Source organism: Neobacillus vireti, assembly GCF_036962465.1.
GTDB lineage: Bacteria > Bacillota > Bacilli > Bacillales > Cytobacillaceae > Neobacillus > Neobacillus vireti_B.
The window spans coordinates 21,437-41,642 of sequence record NZ_JBALNF010000069.1 but is presented as its reverse complement, the minus strand read 5'-3'; the positions used below and the strand labels follow the sequence as shown (position 1 = coordinate 41,642).

Below are 20,206 nucleotides of genomic sequence, written 5' to 3'. Positions count from 1 at the left end.
AGTTGTACTTTAAACACAACAAGTTAAAAAGGGAAGGGGAACTATATTGTATAGAATAAATTCAGAACATTCAGAAATAATATGAAGATTTTAATCTATCCTTCGATGATGACAAGAAAAAGGAGTGAATGCAATGAGTACCATAGCTATGGAAGAACAAGAAACCTTGATAGAAAAGGACCCCTCTTTATACAATGAGGATCTTGCACCACTTGAAAAGGGAAAGAGGAATTGGAATTGGCTAAACTATACGACCGTATGGATGGGGATGGTTCATAATATTGTCGCCTATGAAACAGCAGGTAGTTTGCTCGGTTTAGGAATGAGTGTATGGCAGGCACTAGCGACAGTAATAGCTGCCAATATTATCCTCATTATAGCGATGTGGCTGAATAGTGCAGCTGGAGCTAAATACGGAATTCCATTTCCGGTTCTCATTCGTGCTTCTTTTGGATATAAAGGGGCACAACTTCCCATCATCATCAGGGCGTTCGTGGCAATCTTTTGGTTTGCTGTTCAAGCCTATTTAGGGAGTAAAGCTGTTGGTGCCGTTCTAGGTGCATTAATCCCAAGCTGGAATGGTTTGTCTTCTATTCATGTTTTAGGGATGGGATTAAATGATGCCCTTGCAGTTGCTCTTTTCTGGATCTTACATGCTTGGGTCATCTCTCATGGGATGGAAAGAGTTAAATTCTTTGAGCTTTGGGCAGGACCCCTCGTGATTGTTTTAGGTTTAGCACTAGTTATTTGGGCGATTTCTGTATCAAATGGATTGGGACCACTATTTGATGAACCTGCAAAATTAACAGGTGGAGCCTTTTGGAGTGCATTTGGGATATCGATTACCGGACTGATTGGAACGTGGGCGACTTTAATATTGAATATTCCAGATTTTACGAGGTTTGCCCGAAGTCAGAAAGATCAAGTCATTGGTCAGGCGATTGGTTTGCCAGGAACAGCGATTATTTTTGCCATTATGAGTATTATTACCACTTCTGGAACGATTATTGCTTTCGGCAGACCGATTTGGGATCCAGTCGAATTACTTCAGCAATTCGGAAACCCAATAGTTTTATTCTTAGGTGCTTTTGCCCTGCTCATAGCTACTTTGTCTGTCAATGTGGCTGCAAATGTAGTTTCTCCTGCCTATGATCTCGTAAATTTATTTCCTAGAAAACTTAATTTTGTCAAAGCGGGACTGATTTCGATTGTGGTTGCCTTATTTTTTGCACCATGGCTTTGGTATAACAACTCAGGTACCATTTTTAATGTACTCGGGGCAATCGGCGGCGCACTTGGACCGGTCGGTGGTATAATGATTGCCGATTATTATTTGATTGCACGCAGAAAATATGATTTAGCTAGTTTTTATAAAAAAGATGGTGTTTACGAATTTACAAATGGCTGGAACGTTAAGGCACTGATAGCTTTGTTGATTGGGCTGATCGCGTCGTTTATTGGATTAATAATCCCTGCTTTGAAGGAGCTTTACACATATTCATGGTTCTTGGGGATTGGCCTCGGTTTCATTTCCTACCTTTTCTTGATGAAATCCGAAAAATTGCCGAAAGCAAGTCTTGAAAATGTAGAGACTACGATCTAATTTTTTATGAAAGGCCCAGCTAGATAGATGGGCCTTTGTTTATGTTCCTTAATTTTATCTAGGTACTGGCATTTGCTTGTCCTGAACTCAAGTATTATACTAAAATCAGTTTGTTTACCATAAGTAGAACCGTTTGCTTTATAAGGGGGAAGGACTTTTGAATCGCGACTCACTCCAATCTATTGAATATGAAATTGCCTTGTTGGTTCGGCTTACAACAGCTTATAGTCCTAAATTAGGTGAATTGGACCGTTCAGAGTATCTTATATTAAGTGAAATTTATGAAAATGGTCCGCTGGCAATTAATGTTATTGCTGAAAAGTTAATGTTAAACATCTCAACAGCGAGCAGGCAGGTTGGTACGTTAGAATCCAAAGAATATATTAAACGTTTTCCAGATCCAGACAATGGCAGGATTAGTCTGATAGAAATTACCAATAAGGGACAAGAGCTCCTAAACATTGTTCAAAGTTCTCGCTATAAGTTTTATTCTGAAGTACTTCAACATTGGTCGAAGGCAGAATTAAAACAATTAGAGGATAACTTAATTCGATTAAATATGGATTTTAAAAAAAAGAAATGATACTATCTTATGTTAAATTTTTTCAATAAAGAAAGATTGTGACCAGTTGTCACGATCTTTTTTTGTGTTCACTATATTTATAAAATAAAGTTTTTCTTTGATTTTTTTGCTATAAGTTGTATAATACAACTTGCTGGATACAATATAAAGATGGTGAATATGTTGACCAGAACTATTTATTTATCATTATGTAACAAAACTCTAACGGAATTTTCCAGATATTGAAAGGAGGAAAATGGATGAGTCGACAAATCAATACGGCAGCTTCAGAGACTGAAAAAGTTGCTGTCCCGCAATATTTGGTTATATCCATCTTGACAATCCTTGCGATTGGCTCACAGTATTTTTCTAATCTGTCTTACATTTTAAACCAAGGTATTATTCAAAATGGGCTGGGGCTAAGTTCAAATCATTTACTAATCCCTTCTACACTATCGAATTTGGCATTTGCACTTGGTGTGCCATTGGGTCCAGTACTTACGAGGAAGTTTGGATTAAGAAAAAATTATTTAACGTTTGTGTTTATTTTTTTATGTGGCTCCATTATTTCTGCCATTTCACCTGGTTTGATTATTTTAATTGTAGGCAGGATCATTCAAGGGTTGAGTGCAGGTTTGCTTTTCTTAACCATTTTGCCAGTTAGTCTGAGATCTTTCCCAAATGCCATCCGAAATACCTTTTTGTTTATGGTGATTACAGGATTATTTGGATCAAGTGCCATTGGAGCTTTATTCGGTTCGATTTCCTTACGAGCTGATGCATGGCGTTGGTTATTTGTTTTAAATGTAATTGCCTCAATTTGCTGCTTAATAATTGGTTTTTTTGGTTTACCTAAGCATGAAGAGCCTGTTCATGATCATAGTCCCGTGGATAAAACAGGCGTATTTTTGTTGAGTCTTCTTATAATTGTACTTGCTTTTCCACTCTGTAACTTGTTAGAAAAAGGGTTTACTTCCTTATATGTTTGGCCCTTCCTGCTTGTAGGGCTAATCTTGTTACTATTGTTTATTTATGTGGACGTAAAAGCCGATACACCAATCGTTCCGTTTCGGACCTTAAAGGCACCAAAACCAATCTCCGGTACCATTATGGCTGTCGCCTCCCATGTTTCTCTTATTGTCGCCATTGCAGGGATAAACGGATTTTTAAGAAATAATTTGAACCTGCCATTTTTATATTTGAGCCATTTTTATTTTTGGTTTTTTGTAGGCATTGTGTTTACTGCCATATTCAAAACCTTATTTTATGATAAATGGGGGGCCGGCGTACTTGGAATTATGGGCTCACTTATCGTGTTATATATAAGCATTAAGTGGAGAGTGATTGGTCCAGAAACAACTTTATCTTCATTATATTTTCAAGTGGCCTGTTTGGGCGCCGGGATTAGTATGACACTTGTTTCAGGTGCACTTGGAACTGCTCTAGCCGGAGATATTCATCAGGCATCCATGAGGTCCGTCACTTTGCATTCTATTCGAAATTTTATTGGTGCGGTTATTTCACCAGTGATCGGCTGGTTTCTAACGAGACAAAACGCTCAAAACTATGAAGACATTCGCGGACAAGTTGACCCAAATAGTTCAGAATTTAAATGGGAAATGACAAAATTGATTCGTTTCTTAATGGGAAAACACATGTCTTTATCGGATGCAAAAAGTAGTGCCGCTTATGAACTAGTCGCCAATTCTAAAAAATCGGCTATTTTAGGTGCTTATCATGATTTGTTTACGCTCTTACTTGTACTCAGCGTTATTATGCTGATTGGCTCGATCGGAAAAACTCTGACTGGTAAAGGACGGTCATTAGTACAGAAACAGAAGAGAGTGCTCTTACCAGATAAAAAAGCGAAATCTGGTATGGAGACATCAGTTTAAAACTACAATAAAAATTTGAGGAGAGATTTCGAACATGAGTAAAGGTCGTTTATTACTGATTAATGTTGTTGGGATGATCGTTGTTTTGGCATTAATTGCAGCAGGTGGTTACTTCTACTATGAAAATCAGAACTATGTAAAAACCGATGATGCGGTAGTTTCAGCAGATATTAACCAAATCGTCGCAACTAAATCTGGATTATTAACTAATTGGATTGCGAAAGAGGGGGAAGTTGTCACTGGAAATCAAGAATTGGGAAAAATTTCAACGGGACAACAAGGTCTTCCTATCGATAGCATGGCTAAGGGAACCATCATCAAAAATGAAGCAAAAACTAATCAAATGGTACAGGCTGGTCAGGTTTTGGCTCAAACTGCGGATATGGATCATTTATATATTACAGCCAACATTGAAGAAGACCAATTAAACAATATTGAAGTAGGAGATAGTGTAGATATTACTGTCGATGGGGATTCTGAAGCAACCTTTAGTGGTCAGATTGAGGAAATAGGTTATGCGACCAATTCTGTATTTTCTGCTCTTCCGTCTCAAAACTCGAACGGCACCTATACGAAGGTAACTCAAAAGGTTCCTGTAAAGATTTCAGTTGAAAATCCTTCAAGCAAGGTACTTCCAGGAATGAATGCAGAAGTCAAAATTTCTATTTAGTACTTTTCCAAACTCCGGTTTGCTCAATAATATGTAGAACAATGCAAAGGCCCTTCTAGTAAAGAGGGGCCTTTGCTTTTGTTCTATTACTTACCAGTTAAAGCCGTATAAGCATTTGCTTCACCGGAACCAAAGTATGCATCATGACCTGGTTTCCCATAATCTAATGCAGTCTTTTCAATAAGTGCTTCCACCTGTGCTGGTTTGTAGTCCGGATGCGCCGCTTTGATGACTCCGGCAATACCGGCAACTTTTGGCGAAGCCATGGAAGTTCCATGGAGGTAGGCGTATCCTGGATGTTCCGGATCAATTGTGGTGAAATATGGAGCTAAATAGGTTGGCCAAGTCGACAATGCGCGGTAAGTAAAGTCACGATCGTTTAAAATCCCAGTCTCAGCATATTTAGGGCCATTGTCTCCGCCAGGTGCTGCTACCGTAATAAAGCTATTGCCATAGTTCGAGTAGAATGCAAGTTGATCTTTTGACCATTTGTTGGAAGAGGATACCGTAATAACACCCGGTAGGCCTCCTGGCGTTTCAATGGTGACTCCTTTATAGACAAGGTTCGTATCACCATAATTGGCATTCAAGTAGTCAGTAAGCGATTTTTTATCTGCATAGTTTAACGACTCATTTCCAGCAGAAGTTACAATTGTGACATTATTATTCACAGCATATTTGATGGCACGCTTCCAGAGGAGAACATCTGCAATGTCACTATATCTAGTTCCATAGAATTCATATTTTAAATTGTCAAAGCCGCCAATCGACATATTGACAACATCGACTTTATCTTTTGCAGCTTGGATGATCGCTTCAACGATTGGGGCAGTTGGGGCGCTTCCAGAGCTGTCAAAAATACGATATGCCATGATTCCTAGATTAGGGCCGACTCCCTTAATTTTCCCATTGCCTGCAATTGAACCGGCAACGTGTGTACCATGACCTTCACGATCTAGTACATCCGTTTTGTCACCTTTTTCTGATGTATCATCACCACTATAGCCTCCAGCTGGTACGAAACTTTGCCCGCCAACATAGTTGGCTTTAAGGTCTGGATGATTTGCGTCAATACCTGTGTCAATGACTCCGACGACCGCTTTATGAGTTACCTTTCCATTTGCTGCTGTACCGCCTGACTCGATGCCAAATGATTTTCCATTGTTAGTTAGATGCTGTATATCCCACTGTGAGCTCCAGTATGTACCATCTTCATCAGGAGTAAGGGTTACAGGCTTCCCATCCGCTCCAGCTGGTTGTTCGTCATCTAGTTTATAATTCATTTCAACGTTTGCCGCAATAATATTCGTATTAGATTTCAAGTTGCTGAGAAAATTAGGGTTCGATGAGCGGACTTCTAAACCCCCAATTTCCGGAATAGCATTGATCACTACTCCTCCGGCATTCTTAATGTCTGTTTGATAGGTTTTAGGTAATGAAGACTGGTTGTAGGCAATGAGGTAGCTTTTAGCTGTTGTTGTGGCTGAAGTGTGCAGATTGAAAGATGATAGGGAGATTGCTAAGATACTGCTGGCTGCTAGAGCCATCGCTTTTTTTCTTTTATTCAATAGAAAAACCTCCTTATAATTGATCTAACAGATTTATTTTAGTCCAACTGCCACTACTTGGGAATAATAACCTCTCGATAAAGAACGACAAATTAAGTAGGAAATGCGACTATTTTGTCTATTTAAACTATTAATAGTCCTAACTTAGTCATAGGAACAATTTATGAGGAAGAAATAATAGAACTATTATAATGTATTTCCTATAAACATTTAGTCCTATGGCAGGGAGCTTCTAAATACTCTTTACTTCATGCAAAAGGCCACCTCCAAGTAAGGAAGTGGCCTTTATGTAATTACATAGATTGTCGATCCTCGAATGGAAAATCATCTCTTGAGATCCGTTTTTTCAGCAGTCCAAAGAAATTTTCAATTTCTCGTTCGGCACTTAAGAGAGAATCGGAGCCATGAATCACATTTTCCTCTTTTGAAAAAGCAAAGTCACCACGAATGGTGCCTGGCACTGCTTCCGTCGGGCTTGTCTTTCCAATCATGAGACGAGAAACTTCGATAATATTTTCTCCTTCCCAGACCATAGCAAAAACAGGACCAGAGGTTATGAAATCCACTAATTCTCCAAAAAACGGCTTTTCCTGATGTTCCATATAATGATACTCAGCTTTACTGCGGTCCACTGTCATTAGCTCTGCATTCAAAAGGGAAAAACCCTTTTGTTCAAAGCGGCGGATAACTTCTCCGATTAACCCGCGTTTCACCCCATCAGGTTTCACCATGATAAATGTTCGTTGTAAACTCATACGATCACCTCGAAAAATAGATAGTTTGATGAGAACCACCAGACAGGACAAAGCATGCTAAACTTTTTTCTAAGGTGGATTCTACACATATTTCATTATGGAAAAATAATATCGATTTCAAACTAAGAAAATAAAAATAGACATACTTATCGTATTTGTCTGAAAAATACTTCTTTCAGTTAATTATCAGTGAAATTCTTTCTGCATCCTCCTGAACGAATTGAACAATACTAAATACTAGATGATAAATTCCTGAGGAGTGGAACACATTGTGTGTTGATGGATTGAAGCAAACCTACATGAAAGTAGAAAATATTAATTTGTACTGTGAATACTTATTAAATGGTAAACCACCCATTCTCCTGATCCACGGCTTCGCATCTTCTACTTATACGTTTCGTCGCATCATCCCTTTATTAAAAGAGAAGTTTTCAATACTGGCTATTGACCTCCCCGGTTTTGGAAAAAGCGAGAAATCACTTTCGTTTGTTTATAGTTTTGAAAACTATGCAAAGTTGATGATTGAATGTACCCACCAGTTTGGATTTGCTAACACCTGTATTGCTGCTCATTCAATGGGCGGTCAAATTGCCCTAAATATGGCGCGCATCGCTCCTGAGAAAATTCATAGACTAATTTTATTAAGTAGTTCGGGCTATTTAAAGCGTGCAAAAAAACTTCTCATCTATAGTTCCTATTTACCATTCTTTGATAATATCATTCATTATTATATTGGTAGAAAAGACGTCAAATATCATTTGGGGAATGTATTTTTTGATCAGTCCTTAATCAACGATGAATTGATCCGTGAATTTGGCAGGCCGCTGGCGGAAAAAGGATTTTATAAGGCTTTAATCCGACTAATTCGTCACCGTGAGGGTGATTTGCTGCCACAACAACTAAAGGATATAGTCCCGACATTATTATTATGGGGAGAGGAAGATCGCGTGGTTCCAGTAGAAGTTGGCAAAAGATTAGTTCGGGATTTACCAGATGCCAGGTTAATCACTTATGAAGAAACAGGACATTTAATTACGGAGGAAAGACCAGAGTTTGTTTTTAGGAATATATTGATGCATACAAGCTAACGATTAAAACAAAATTCCAACATTCTAGTGAAAAAAGAAGCTGACTCAAAAAGTTGTTAATCAACGATCTTATGAGTCAGCTTTTTTTATAAAAAAGTTATGGAATTAGGAAAGTTTAATTTGTGCTTCTTCAAATAAACACTTGATTGGAAAAAGAGATACTTGCAGCAGAGTAGCTGTTACTAGATTACTTATGTATTCACTTTTTTCATTTTAAGTAAATCTTTACCGGGCCTTAACAATAGATTAACAATTCTGATTTATATTAGGAGATGAGAAAGATTAAAATTTGATTAGAATCCTTAATCTAATTTTAATAAATAACGAGAGGGGTAATATAAGAGGTTAATACTAGGGATATTTAAAGTTGTCATCGTTGGGGTAATAGGGTTATGAATCTGGCAATCTAATGAAAATGTAAACAATGGAAGATACTGCAAACATACTTGGGAGGTTAGGGGAAAATGAAATCTCGTTTTAAGAAGGCTATACCTTTAATCGCAACAACGGTTCTTGCAACAACTGCACTTACAACGCAAGCTATATTTAACGACAGTGGTAACCAAAATGCTAAAGCACAATCGTTATCAAAAGAAGAAGTGAAAAGGGATGGTGCATCATGGCTAGCAGGTGACCACCATGTACATAGTGAATGGAGTGTAGGCTGGGACAATACTACAAATCCGCCTACTGCAATTAGAGGTGGGGATGCGATCTATCCAATCTCAAAAAATGCCGAAAATGGGAAGAAATATGGACTTGATTGGATGATGACAACCGATCATGGCGGTCCTAACCATTCCAAGGTTAATTTAGAACAAGCTTATCCTGAATTACTAAAATCGCGTGCAGCTGTTCCTGACGTTCTTCAATTCTACGGAATGGAGTTAGACACACCAGGAGCTGACCACAGCACGCTAATGATCCCAGAAGGTGAAAATGAATCACAAGTTCTTTATGATCTTGAAAGCAAGTTTAATTCTCGTGAAGCTTATCCAAATGACCCAAGCCGTAACACTGAATCCAAAATGATTGACGCTCTTAACTATATGAAACAAATGGACGAGCTTCCTATTAGTATCGCACATCATCCATCTCGTTCTGCAACAGGTATTGGGGTATGGGGACAAGATACTCCGCAAGAGTTTCGTAATTGGAATGATACAGCACCAAATATCTCAATTGGGATGGAGGGAGCCCCTGGTCACCAAGCAAGTGCAATTAATCCAGATGGCTCTCTTGACCCTAAAGGATCACGTGGTAGTTACTCAAACGCAAACGCTCCAACCATGGGTGGTTTCGATCAAATGAGTGCTATCGTTGGCGGCTTATGGGATTCGATGTTAGGTGAAGGAAGACACTGGTGGATTACTGCTACCTCTGACTCACATGTTAACTGGCGGGATGGAGGAAGTGACTTCTGGCCTGGTGAATATTCTAAAACCTATGTAAAAGCAGAGAAAAATTATGAAGATGTAATGGAAAACCTTCGTAAAGGAAATGTATTTGTTACAATGGGTGACTTAATCTCAGAACTTGATGTTAGAGTACAAGCAGGAGGCAAATCACCATTGCATGCAGAAGCAAAAGGAAATACTGCATCAATTGGTGAAACACTTACACTTCCAAGTAAGAAATCTGATGTAACAGTAACCGTTCGGATTAAAGATCCAAACGCTGCAAACTCTCATGGTGATAAGCCAAATGTTCAACGTGTCGACCTAATTATGGGAGAAGTTAAAGGGAAAGTGGAAGACCGCTCAACAGCTTCTAATCCGACAACAAAAGTCGTAAAGCGTTTCACAGAAAGTGACTGGAAAAAAGACGGTGAATACATCACGATTACTTACACTTTAAAAGATGTGGACAAAGATAGCTATATTCGTTTACGTGGCACTAATACTGACCAATTAGAACCAGAAGCAGATCCAAAAGGTGAAAATCCTTGGAATGATCTTTGGTTCTACTCAAACCCAATTTTCGTCAAATCTAGTAAATAGGTTAATTATACGAACAGAATCTAGACGAGGGGTCTAAATACTCCTCGTCTTTCCATTATCTTGGTCGAAGCAAGGAAATTAACAAAGAAATGGACGTGTATACAATGAAAAGAATACTAGTTCCTGTATTGCTCATTTTTCTTGTATTAAATTCACTATACCCCTATTCTGCTTACGCACATACAAATAACAGTGAGGGTTTTTCCACAATTAATGTCAAGGATAAAACGCTGGATTATGAATTGAAACTGGATTTAGAAGAGCTTGGGCATGCCCTAAATAAAGTAACGAATGAAAAGGAATTAATTAACCACAAGGTCCTGCAAAAATATATAAATTCTCATATAAAGCTTTATGCGGACAGCGAGCTGGTAGAGGGAAGCGTGTTAGAAACGGATATAGAAATGATTAAGGAGCGTCCGTTTGCAGGGATTAATTTGGTGTATAAAATCGGGCATAAACCTGAAAAACTAGTGGTCGAGTATAATATGTTTATGGATGATTCCGATCCTAGTCATGCGAACTATGCAACCATTAAAATGGACGGGAAACAACAAGAAAAGGTTCTAACCTTCGAATCAAGAGAAGTAGAAATTGGAGAAATAAGCTTCTTGCAAAATGTTAAACAGTTTTTAATTCTAGGATTAGTACATATTTTCACCGGTTATGATCATATCATGTTTGTCATTAGTTTGCTATTTGGTGCAAAAACGATTCGTCATATTCTCTCCTTAGTTACAGCTTTTACAGTTGCACATAGTATCACTTTGGCTTTAGCAACATTCGACATTGTTCATCTTCCTAGTAGATTTGTAGAATCGGCTATCGCTCTAAGCATTATTTATGTGGCACTTATAAATATTTTTAATCAGGACTCGAAACACCAGCCATGGCTTGCGTTTGCCTTTGGTTTAATCCATGGATTTGGTTTTGCGGGAATTCTTTCAGAGATGAAATTGGATACGGGTCATCTGGCGGCGTCATTACTATCTTTTAATCTCGGGATTGAAATTGGCCAACTTTTAATTGTTTGCCTAGCTTTCCCATTAATTTTGTGGATTAAAAAATTAACCTTAAGGCCGATAAAATGGGTGATCCCTGGAACCTCGGCAGCAATCTTAGCCTTGGGGCTTGTATGGTTTATACAGCGTGCTTTTTAAGTGTATCAAAAAAATATAGTTGGTTAAACATCGATTCCTTCACTTAGTGGAGGAATCGATTTAGTTCGGGTGTTTTTCAAAGTAAAAAATATTATCATCCCTAACCCTTAATTAATCAAGACTACCAGACATTATTGGAGTTCAAAGTGCCGGCTGATCACTTGACAAGTATGAATCAGGGCCGCCGCTAATCTTTCTTCATGGCCATAAAAACGAGTGGATGGAAGCGGAATCGAGACAGCACTGATATTCCCCATGCGGTCAACAACCGTAGCGCCCACTGCACAAATCCCTAGTATGTGCTCTTCCCTTGCAAAACTGACCCCTTTCATCCGAACTTGTTCTAACTCCTTTAACAGCTCAGTCCGGCTCGTGATGGTATGTTCCGTATACTGCTGCAGGTGTTCAGGCAACAAATTTTCTACCTTAGCTGAAGGCAGAGAGGCAAGGATGGCCTTACCATTTGCGGTACAATGCAGTGGAAAAGACGCCCCTGGCTGTGAAGTTGCTTGCAATGGATGCGGGGCAATTATTTGATCAACAAAAAGCACCTTACCATTATCCAGTACGGAGAGGTCTACTGTTTCGTTAATATGATTGGATAATTCTATTAAAAATGGCCTGATTTCTTCTCGTAAGTCACTATGAACAGCACACGCGAGCATTGCAATCTCAGGTCCGAGGCGGAAACCGCCATTTACAGAGGCTGGAGCAATAAACCTTTCCTGTTCGAGTGTGGTTACAATTCTTTGAACAGTTGATCTGGCCATGCCCACTTCTTTCGCAATTTGCGATAAGCTTAATCCTTTTGGATAAGCTCTAAGAGTCCTCAAAATTTTAGCAGCGCGAGAAATAACTTGGACATTAGCTGCTTTCGTTTGATTCTGGTTATCGTTTGCCATACGTATGTTTTCCTTTCGCATATATATCCTTCTTCCTATCCCGTCCTCTTTATACTAGTACCTGTACGAGGAAAGAATAGTTATTGACTTGAATTTTAACAATTCATTATAATGAAAGTAACCATTATATGATACAAGTGTACCACTATGTGGTCAATAATCAAATTTTTCAATCACTATCTTTTTATTTATTTGAATGATTTCCTAGATTTATATAGTGTGGCAACAATAATTCTTAAAAAAGAGGGAAATTAGATGAGCATAGTAAAAATCGGTGTGATTGGTATCGGAAATATGGGCAGCTCACATGTGCTAATGCTGGATGAAGGAAAAATCAAAGGAGCGCAGTTAACTGCCGTTTGCAGCAGCAATGATAGCCGAATTGACTGGGTAAAGAACCATACAAAGGGTGAGGTAAGGGTTTTTAAGGATGTCGAGTCCTTTTTAAATGAAGCTGGTATTGATGCTGTCTTCGTTGCTACCCCGCACTACAGTCATCCCGAGCTAGCTATAAAAGCCTTTGAAAAAGGAAAACATGTGATGATCGAAAAACCAGCTGGGGTTTATACCAAAAATGTGCTGGAAATGAATGCTGCAGCAAAAGAAAGTGGAAAAGTGTTCAGTATCATGTATAACCAAAGAGCTAATCCACTTTATCAAAAAGTACGCGAGCTTATTCAATCAGGTCAGCTGGGTGAAATTAAGCGGACCAATTGGATCGTTACTGATTCGTACCGTCCTCAAAGTTATTATGATTCAAGTAAATGGAGAGCTACCTGGAAAGGGGAAGGTGGTGGAGTCCTCTTAAACCAGGCCCTTCACCAACTAGACCTTTGGCAGTGGACGACAGGTTATATGCCAAAGCGTATTCGTGCAATAACCAGTCTAGGAAAATATCATGATATTGAAGTAGAAGATGATGTAACCGCCTTTGTGGAATATGAAAATGGGGCGACAGGTGTATTTATTGCATCTACTGGAGAGGCTCCTGGTACGAATCGCTTTGAAATTGTCGGAGATCGTGGGAAAATCGTGATTGAAAATGAAGAACTTTTATTTTACAAATTAAGCGAATCAGAACGTGAATTTAATACTTCGTATACAGGCGGATTTGGTCAGCCGTCATGTGAAAAAATTGAGATTCCCGTCAAATGTGATAATGGTAATCATGCTATCATTGTTCAGAACTGGATTGATGCCATCCTTAAGGGTTCACCGATACTTTCACCTGGGGAAGATGGTGTCAAGGCGTTAGAAATTTCAAATGGTATCTACTTATCTTCATGGTTAAACGAAACGGTCGATTTGCCCGTAGACGCAGACCTTTATTATGAAAAATTACAAGAGAAAATCCAATCTTCCACATTCGAGAAAAAGCATGTCACGAATACGATATTAGATGTCAGCGGGACGCATTAAGTACAGTAATATTCATGTATAAATGAGGAAAAAACCAAGAGAAGGGGAATTAATCCATGAAATTTGAAAAAGTTCGTTGGGGTATTATAGGATGCGGTGATGTGACGGAAGTGAAAAGTGGACCAGCATTCCAAAAAAATAGTCATTCAGAATTGGTCGCAGTTATGAGGAGAACTAGCAAACTTGCAAAAGACTATGCGGAAAGACACCATGTTCCAAAATGGTACGATGATGCTGATGCGCTTATTAACGATCCAGATGTGGATGCTGTCTATATCGCAACACCACCAAGTTCACATAAAGAATATGCCATAAAAGTCGCAAAGGCAGGCAAACCGGTTTATGTAGAAAAGCCAATGGCACTTAATTTGGACGAGTGTAATGAAATGATTGCTGCTTGCAAGCGGCTGGTGTTCCTTTATATGTAGCATACTACCGCAGAGCGCTGCCTCGTTTTGTAAAAATAAAAGAGTTGTTGGAGACGAAAGCAATCGGAGATGTTCGTTTTGTATCGACGACACAGTATCAAAAAGCGTCTGAAAATGTAAAGGACTCACAAACTCTTCCATGGAGGGTTCAGCCTGAATTGTCAGGAGGAGGACTATTCTTCGATTTGGCTAGTCATACCCTCGATTTATTAGATTTTTTACTGGGGCCAATTAAGGAGGCTCAAGGTTTTTCTTCCAATCAAGAAGGTTATTATCATGCGGAAGATATCGTGACAGGGACGTATCGATTTGAATCTGGAGTCCACGGTGTAGGAAACTGGTGTTTTTCTGCGTTTGAAGATGTGGATGTTAATGAAATCGTAGGCAGTGAAGGGAAAATTACTTTTTCCACTTTTGGAAATGAACCCATTTTATTAACAACACCTAGTGGAACAGAGCAATGGAGTTTTGATCCGCCGATGCATGTCCATCAATACCTTGTAGAAACCATTGTGGCTGAATTAACAGGGGAGAGCAGAAAGTGTCCAAGTACGGGAGTGACTGGTGCAAGAACCAATTGGGTGATGGGGGAGATTGCTTATTAGTTACATACTCTATTGACGACTTTGATGAATCATTTTTGAAGTAAACAGTCGATAATAAGCGCTCTTGACGACTCAGCTGAATTATTTTTGGGGTAGGCGGTCGACAATAAGCTCTATTGACGACTCAGCTGAATTATTTTTGAGTCAGCCGGTCGACAACAGGCTCTCTTGACGACTCTGATGGAATATTTTTGAGCCAGATGGTCGTCAATTGGCTCTCTTGACGACTCTGATGAATCATTTTTAAGGTAGCCAGTCGACAATAGATGCTCTTGACGACCCTGATGAATTATTTTTGATCCAGCCAGTCGTCAACAGGCTCTCTTGACTACCCGGATGAATCATTTTTGAACCAGACAGTCGTCAATAAGCTCTATTGACGACACTGATTTTTATTTATCACTTCAGGTTAAAAAACAAAACATAGTCGCCAGGACCAATTAGGGCTACGCCAATGACAGCAGCAATTAATACAAGATTATATTCAAATCCATTGTTGGTCATCCAGTAACCATTTTTGCCATGAACAGTAAAAATAGCATCAATCATCACAATCACAATCATAATTGCACCAAGCCAAGTAAGAAAACCAGCAGCAAAAAGCAATCCGCCTATCAACTCAAATAAGCCTGCCAGAGTCGCCCAAACCTTGGCCCCTTTTTCAAGACCGAGTGTTTCAAGCCAGTTTCCCATGCCCGCTATACCAGGGCCGCCAAACCAGCCAAATAACTTTTGTGCGCCATGCCCAAAAAAGGTTAGTCCGATCACGAGCCGTATAAGTAACAACCCGAGATTAACCAGTGCCATATTTTCAGTCATTTTATACCTTCTTCCGCCTTATGTAATTTGAAAAATCGTGTCGAAAAGAAATGGATACCTTATTTTGGTTAATAAATCCAATTCTTATTCTTGTCTAGTTGTAAGATTACTATTTAATCAACCGTCCGACTAGAGTAAAAAGACCTCATCTTTTCCCAATTAAATACATGAAAAAAGGTCTGCCGCACCTGGCAGACCTCTTTCTATCCTAATTTTTCACTTCACTTATGGTTTTTCCGGAGACATCAATCAAATAGTTCTTCGTATTTTTATTAATGGATCCGCCATCACTTTTAAAAATTGTTGACTTTGTTTCGGTAGAAGGCTCGATGTGAACAGGTACAGAAGTTTGACCGGCTTGGAGTGTGAAGGATTGTGTGAAATTCATATCCTTGCCCACTGTCACTTTTTCTCCATTGATAGTCAAGTCTGCGCCTTTAATCGCATTTCCAGTTACCGTCATCGTCGAACCACTCACACTGATTTGACTAACCACTAGTGGCATATCAATCCAGCGCAGGATGGTGTCCTGGACAACCATTTTGTTGTTGCCTTGATTGGTAATAACAATCTTCATATCCGTTCCTTGGGCACCATAACCATAGTAGCTTATATCGTCATCAGAAGGATCGTTTGGAGTATGGTCTGTTAGACCTTCCTGATCCCAGGAATTATTTTTTACATATTTATAAGTGAGCTCGGTTCCTTCTTCTAACTCCATCGTATATTCCCAATCTGGTGTAACAGCACCATTTCGGCTCATCGACCAAGCGCCTGTATTCCATCCATTTAGGCTGCCAGGTATATTGACTTGAGCGGACAATGGAGTGTAATCCGGTGCATGCACCTTAAAGGTCACTTGAACCATGACAATTTCCGGTGTCACACTTACGGTATTTGAAGCTACAGAATTACCCGCCTGATCAAAGACACGGATTTGATACTTATAGGCAGTGCCATTTGCTACCTGATAATCGCGGAAAGAGGCAGCATCCCCGTTTAAGGTGGTAAGAACTTGGCCGTCTCTGTAGATGAGCGTTTTAAATGGCTGATCTGGCTCCGATAATTTCCAGGTTAGGTTAACCTGACCAGACTCTTTCACTGGTGTATCTAATACAACTTGTTTAGCTGGAGGGGTCGTATCAGATGTACTATGAATATAGGTTACTTCACCTGTTGTTGAGTATACCCAGGTTGTTCCAAGATCTGGCGTAAAGGCCAATCGGTATTCATACGTGCCCGCTTCAAAGGCCGTGAAGTTTCCTTGAAACTCATTTGCCGCACCATCTTGTGTCTGGCCATTATATAGGGCAGGGGAGGATTGCCATGTAGTTTGGCCTTTTAGCCTTACTTGAAGCTCAGCTGTCACTCCTTCAGCCGCTCCTGTTTCTGTCGCGCCAGACAAGTAAAAAGTTGCTTTTACAGTTGAGGCTTGAGCAAGATTCAGTTCCCCATTTTCTAATCCAGCCAGATCTTTGATGCTGGCATTGGACACGTCGTAGTGAGGGACTAATCCGGAAGTAGCAACAGGAACAGATTCATTCCCATTTCCATCCACAGACGTAACAGCAAAATAATAGGTCCGGCCATTATCTAAGTTAGAAAGGGTTACAGATGGATCAGTTGTTTCTTGAACTTTTGTCCATAAACCGCCAGATACTGTAGATTGATAAACATTGTATTTGGCACTTGTTCCTGACCAGTTTAACTGGACCTTTTTTGAACCTGCTGTTCCGGTTACAGTTTTTACGGAAACTGGCTGTTTTACTTCATTAACAGACACTAGCATTCGGCCTGATTCAGCCGGTACAGTTAAGCTCAATTTACCATCCTTTGTAGCAGCTTCATATTTTTTATCTAATTGATCAACAAAACGAAGACCATTCCCTAGCAGTTCTTTTGTATCGATCTCGACCGTTTGAGAGTTTTTCCCTCTATTAATAATGACAAGGCCAGATTTTACCCCTTTAGTCCGAACATAAGCTAATACATCGCCTTTAGCATAAATGTGGTGTAAATCCCCATAAGAAAATAGATCGGCATTTTCTTTCCGGATTTGACCAATTTTTTGATAATGGGTAATGAGGGACTTGTCTTCCTTTCCCCAAGGAAAGGTCCTGCGGTCGTCTGGATCCTTCGACCCTGTCTGGCCTGCTTCATCTCCATAATAAATGGTCGGTGCTCCTGGATAGCCCATTTGAAGTATGGATGCCAGCTTCAGTCGCTTAACCCCTTCATTATAATTATAGTTCGGGTCTTGTTCTGCGCGGTAATACGTATCTGTTCCATTTCCTAACAGGAAAATGGCCCGGGCAGTATCATGTGATCCCATTAGGTTCATAAGGGCATAAAATGCTTCTTTTGGATAATCCTCTTGTACAGCGAGAAGGGTGTTCTCCGCATTAGCGGCATTACCGTTTTTTAAGTAATCTAAGATGGCTCCGCGGAACCGATAGTTCATAACAGAATCATATTGGTCTCCTAAGAAATACTTGGATGCATCATCCCAAATTTCACCTAAAATAAGGGGTTCTTCCTCTTTTTGAAGTGTTTTTCCTGCTCCGGTCATCGCCTTGGATTTCATTTGCTTGCGGAATTCCTGCCAGAAGGAGCTGTCCACTTCATTGGCCACATCGAGACGCCAGCCAGAGGAACCTTGATCAATCCACGTTTTGGCAACAGAATCTTTGTCATAAAAAATATAATTCGCTAATTGTGTGTTGTTAAGTTCACTTGGGTGGTCGACCTTCGTACCGTCCACTGATTTAAACACAGGCAGACTATCATAGCCCCACCAATCGTCATATTTATAATGCTTACCTGTTGAAACGCCGTTAACTTTTTCGTTGTCTACCTTTTCGTTTTTGATATCGAACCAGTTTTCAAAGCCGTATGGACTAAAGGTCTGGCCTTCGGCGATTAATTGCTTCTTAGCTTTATATTTGGCTGCTGATTCTGTCAATTTTTCTTGATTCATCAAGTCATAAATACGGGACCAATATTCATAAGCACCTGCGGTTTTATATTTGTTGTAGCGGTCAAAATAGATAGAATCGTCGGAAACATGATTAAAGACTCCATCTAAAATAAGGTGCATGTGACGTTTTGATAATTCCTTTGCGAAATCCTCGAATTCTTTCTGTGTTCCAAACATCGGATCGACCTGTTTATAATCGGTAGCATCATATTTATGATTGGATGGTGCAAGTGCGATGGGATTTAAATACAGGGTATTAACGCCAAGAGACTGCAGATAATCAAGCTTCGCTTTAATACCGGCAAGATCACCGCCAAAAAAGTCGTTGGTAAACTCTCCATCCCCCGTGTATGTTCCAGTACCTTGTTCATATGGATTATCCGGCAATGAGTTCCAAGAAGCTGGATGTTCGATTGGCTGGCTGCCACGTGCGCCAATTTTGTCCTTCACATGATCGTTCGCTTTGTTTCCATTATTAAATCGGTCCGGAAAGATTTGATAAACAACAGCTTCTTTCATCCAATCCGGTGTTTTGTAAGCAGGGTCGTAAACGGTCAATTGGAAAAGTCCTGCATTTTTATCTTCTGCTTTTCCAGTATGGCCTTCCTGTGTATCTTCACCATATTCGGCAGTAGCATCTTGATCCCCAACCATGAATTTATATCCATAGATGCCTTTTTCAGAAGGGGTGAATGAGGCTTCCCAAAACTCAAGAGGCCCATTATCGGTTGTGTCGGTCCAGCCGGCATTCTTCATAGAAATGACATTTGATGTTCCTGTATTATAGTTTTTTACATATAGATTCGCCCTTGTCAGATCACCCTTCTTAGCGGATACGCGCATCATTACAGGTTGCTGTGCAGGTACTGCCCCGAAAGGCGTCCGGTATACTTTGTCCCATGAATCATGAGATAGGGCAGACTTATCAATTAAACCATCAGACCCAGCTGGTCTGTAATCTGTATAAACTTCATTTGTTTGCTGGTTATAAAAAAATGTGATTGTTGTATCTGCTAGTACATTTAGTTTTTCATTGGAAGATGGGTAAGACTCCGTCCAGTCCTTGCCCAGAACAATTTTGTATTCATAGCTGCCTCGGGGTACCTTTGTGGTGAAAGAGTAGATATTGTTAAAATGATCATCTGTTAGCAATGCAGTTGAATCGGCAGGGCTCCATGCTGAACCGGCCTGAATGGCAGGCTGGATGGTTCCAGCAATACGTGGCTGTTTGTCTCCAGTTAATGGAGTGTAATGGCTGCTGTCGGCAATGGAGTGGGTGATATCATTGTAGTAAAAGGTTACCTCTTTTTGTTCAGTTAGAGATAGTTTAATATTGTTCCCTCCGGGAGCGCCGCCTTCTCCGTAATTTTCATTCCAGCTGCCGCCGATGGCGATCTTGTACTCATATGTACCGGCTGGTAATGTACCAGTTAAGGTATAGAGACCATTTCCTTTGTCGGTCATTTTAGTAATGGTGGATGATGGATCCCAATCCCCTGGATTTCCTAAAGCGGTTTGCAAGTTTCCAACAAGTACAACCTGCTTAGCTGACGTTTCTGCTGCCTTTACAGTTTCACTTGAGAGACCTGTTAACAGCTGGAGTATTAATCCGGTAATGGTGACAAGCGACAGCAGTGTGCGCTGCTTCTTTTTCATCGAATAACCCCTTTCCCCTATGCTCAATTGTTTTGCGAAATCGTTTGCACAAAAGGTGATATAAAAATCCTCCTAAGAAGTATGAAGGAGAATCTATGC

13 protein-coding genes and 1 pseudogene are annotated in these 20,206 nt (G+C 39.9%); 9 read left to right on the top strand and 5 right to left on the bottom strand.

Going from position 1 to position 20,206, the window contains the following annotated elements; translation table 11 throughout:
• The first annotated feature begins 133 nt into the window (after positions 1–133).
• From V7077_RS24480 to V7077_RS24465, 4 genes are all read left to right on the top strand, one after another.
• Positions 134–1,603 (top strand): NCS1 family nucleobase:cation symporter-1, encoded by a 1,470-nt coding sequence (locus tag V7077_RS24480; protein WP_335506790.1) that lies wholly within the window; start codon positions 134–136, stop codon positions 1,601–1,603.
• 157 nt (positions 1,604–1,760) lie between these two features.
• Complete coding sequence (locus V7077_RS24475) at positions 1,761–2,186, top strand: MarR family winged helix-turn-helix transcriptional regulator (RefSeq protein WP_335506788.1); 426 nt, start codon at positions 1,761–1,763, stop codon at positions 2,184–2,186.
• A gap of 239 nt (positions 2,187–2,425) precedes the next feature.
• Positions 2,426–4,060, top strand: a complete 1,635-nt coding sequence (locus V7077_RS24470) for an MFS transporter (protein ID WP_335506786.1) — start codon at positions 2,426–2,428, stop codon at positions 4,058–4,060.
• A gap of 34 nt (positions 4,061–4,094) precedes the next feature.
• Positions 4,095–4,730: an HlyD family secretion protein gene (locus V7077_RS24465; RefSeq protein WP_335506784.1), complete on the top strand. Its 636-nt coding sequence runs from the start codon at positions 4,095–4,097 to the stop codon at positions 4,728–4,730.
• Positions 4,731–4,816: 86 nt separating this feature from the next.
• Here the strand turns inward: V7077_RS24465 and V7077_RS24460 are convergent, their stop codons facing one another.
• Both V7077_RS24460 and ndk read right to left on the bottom strand, forming a co-directional pair.
• Positions 4,817–6,298, bottom strand: coding sequence for a S8 family serine peptidase (locus V7077_RS24460; RefSeq protein WP_335506783.1), 1,482 nt, complete (start codon positions 6,296–6,298; stop codon positions 4,817–4,819).
• 293 nt (positions 6,299–6,591) lie between these two features.
• Positions 6,592–7,053, bottom strand: coding sequence for a nucleoside-diphosphate kinase (ndk, locus tag V7077_RS24455; RefSeq protein ID WP_335506780.1), 462 nt, complete (start codon positions 7,051–7,053; stop codon positions 6,592–6,594).
• Between the two features lie 269 nt (positions 7,054–7,322).
• On the opposite strand from ndk, the gene V7077_RS24450 reads away from it, so the two are divergent.
• From V7077_RS24450 to V7077_RS24440, 3 genes are all read left to right on the top strand, one after another.
• Positions 7,323–8,141: an alpha/beta fold hydrolase gene (locus tag V7077_RS24450; RefSeq protein ID WP_335506778.1), complete on the top strand. Its 819-nt coding sequence runs from the start codon at positions 7,323–7,325 to the stop codon at positions 8,139–8,141.
• A gap of 464 nt (positions 8,142–8,605) precedes the next feature.
• The gene (locus tag V7077_RS24445; RefSeq protein ID WP_335506776.1) at positions 8,606–10,141 is read left to right on the top strand and encodes a phosphoesterase; all 1,536 of its coding nucleotides are present in this window, start codon (positions 8,606–8,608) and stop codon (positions 10,139–10,141) included.
• A 104-nt stretch (positions 10,142–10,245) separates the two neighbouring features.
• Entirely contained in the window at positions 10,246–11,301 is a 1,056-nt protein-coding gene (locus V7077_RS24440) for a HupE/UreJ family protein (protein WP_335506774.1), read from the top strand.
• A 131-nt stretch (positions 11,302–11,432) separates the two neighbouring features.
• Here V7077_RS24440 and V7077_RS24435 read toward each other — a convergent pair whose 3' ends face one another.
• Complete coding sequence (locus V7077_RS24435) at positions 11,433–12,224, bottom strand: IclR family transcriptional regulator (RefSeq protein ID WP_335506772.1); 792 nt, start codon at positions 12,222–12,224, stop codon at positions 11,433–11,435.
• A gap of 234 nt (positions 12,225–12,458) precedes the next feature.
• Here V7077_RS24435 and V7077_RS24430 point away from each other — a divergent pair, with 234 nt between their 5' ends.
• Both V7077_RS24430 and V7077_RS24425 read left to right on the top strand, forming a co-directional pair.
• Positions 12,459–13,622 carry a Gfo/Idh/MocA family protein gene (locus V7077_RS24430; protein ID WP_335506770.1) on the top strand — a complete coding sequence of 388 codons (1,164 nt, stop codon included), beginning with the start codon at positions 12,459–12,461 and terminating at the stop codon, positions 13,620–13,622.
• Between the two features lie 56 nt (positions 13,623–13,678).
• Positions 13,679–14,655, top strand: a pseudogene (locus V7077_RS24425) (Gfo/Idh/MocA family protein).
• A 399-nt stretch (positions 14,656–15,054) separates the two neighbouring features.
• Here V7077_RS24425 and V7077_RS24420 read toward each other — a convergent pair.
• Positions 15,055–15,456 carry a DoxX family protein gene (locus V7077_RS24420; RefSeq protein WP_335506864.1) on the bottom strand — a complete coding sequence of 134 codons (402 nt, stop codon included), beginning with the start codon at positions 15,454–15,456 and terminating at the stop codon, positions 15,055–15,057.
• Positions 15,457–15,682: 226 nt separating this feature from the next.
• Entirely contained in the window at positions 15,683–20,107 is a 4,425-nt protein-coding gene (locus V7077_RS24415) for a pullulanase X25 domain-containing protein (RefSeq protein ID WP_335506768.1), read from the bottom strand.
• Positions 20,108–20,206: the final 99 nt, after the last annotated feature.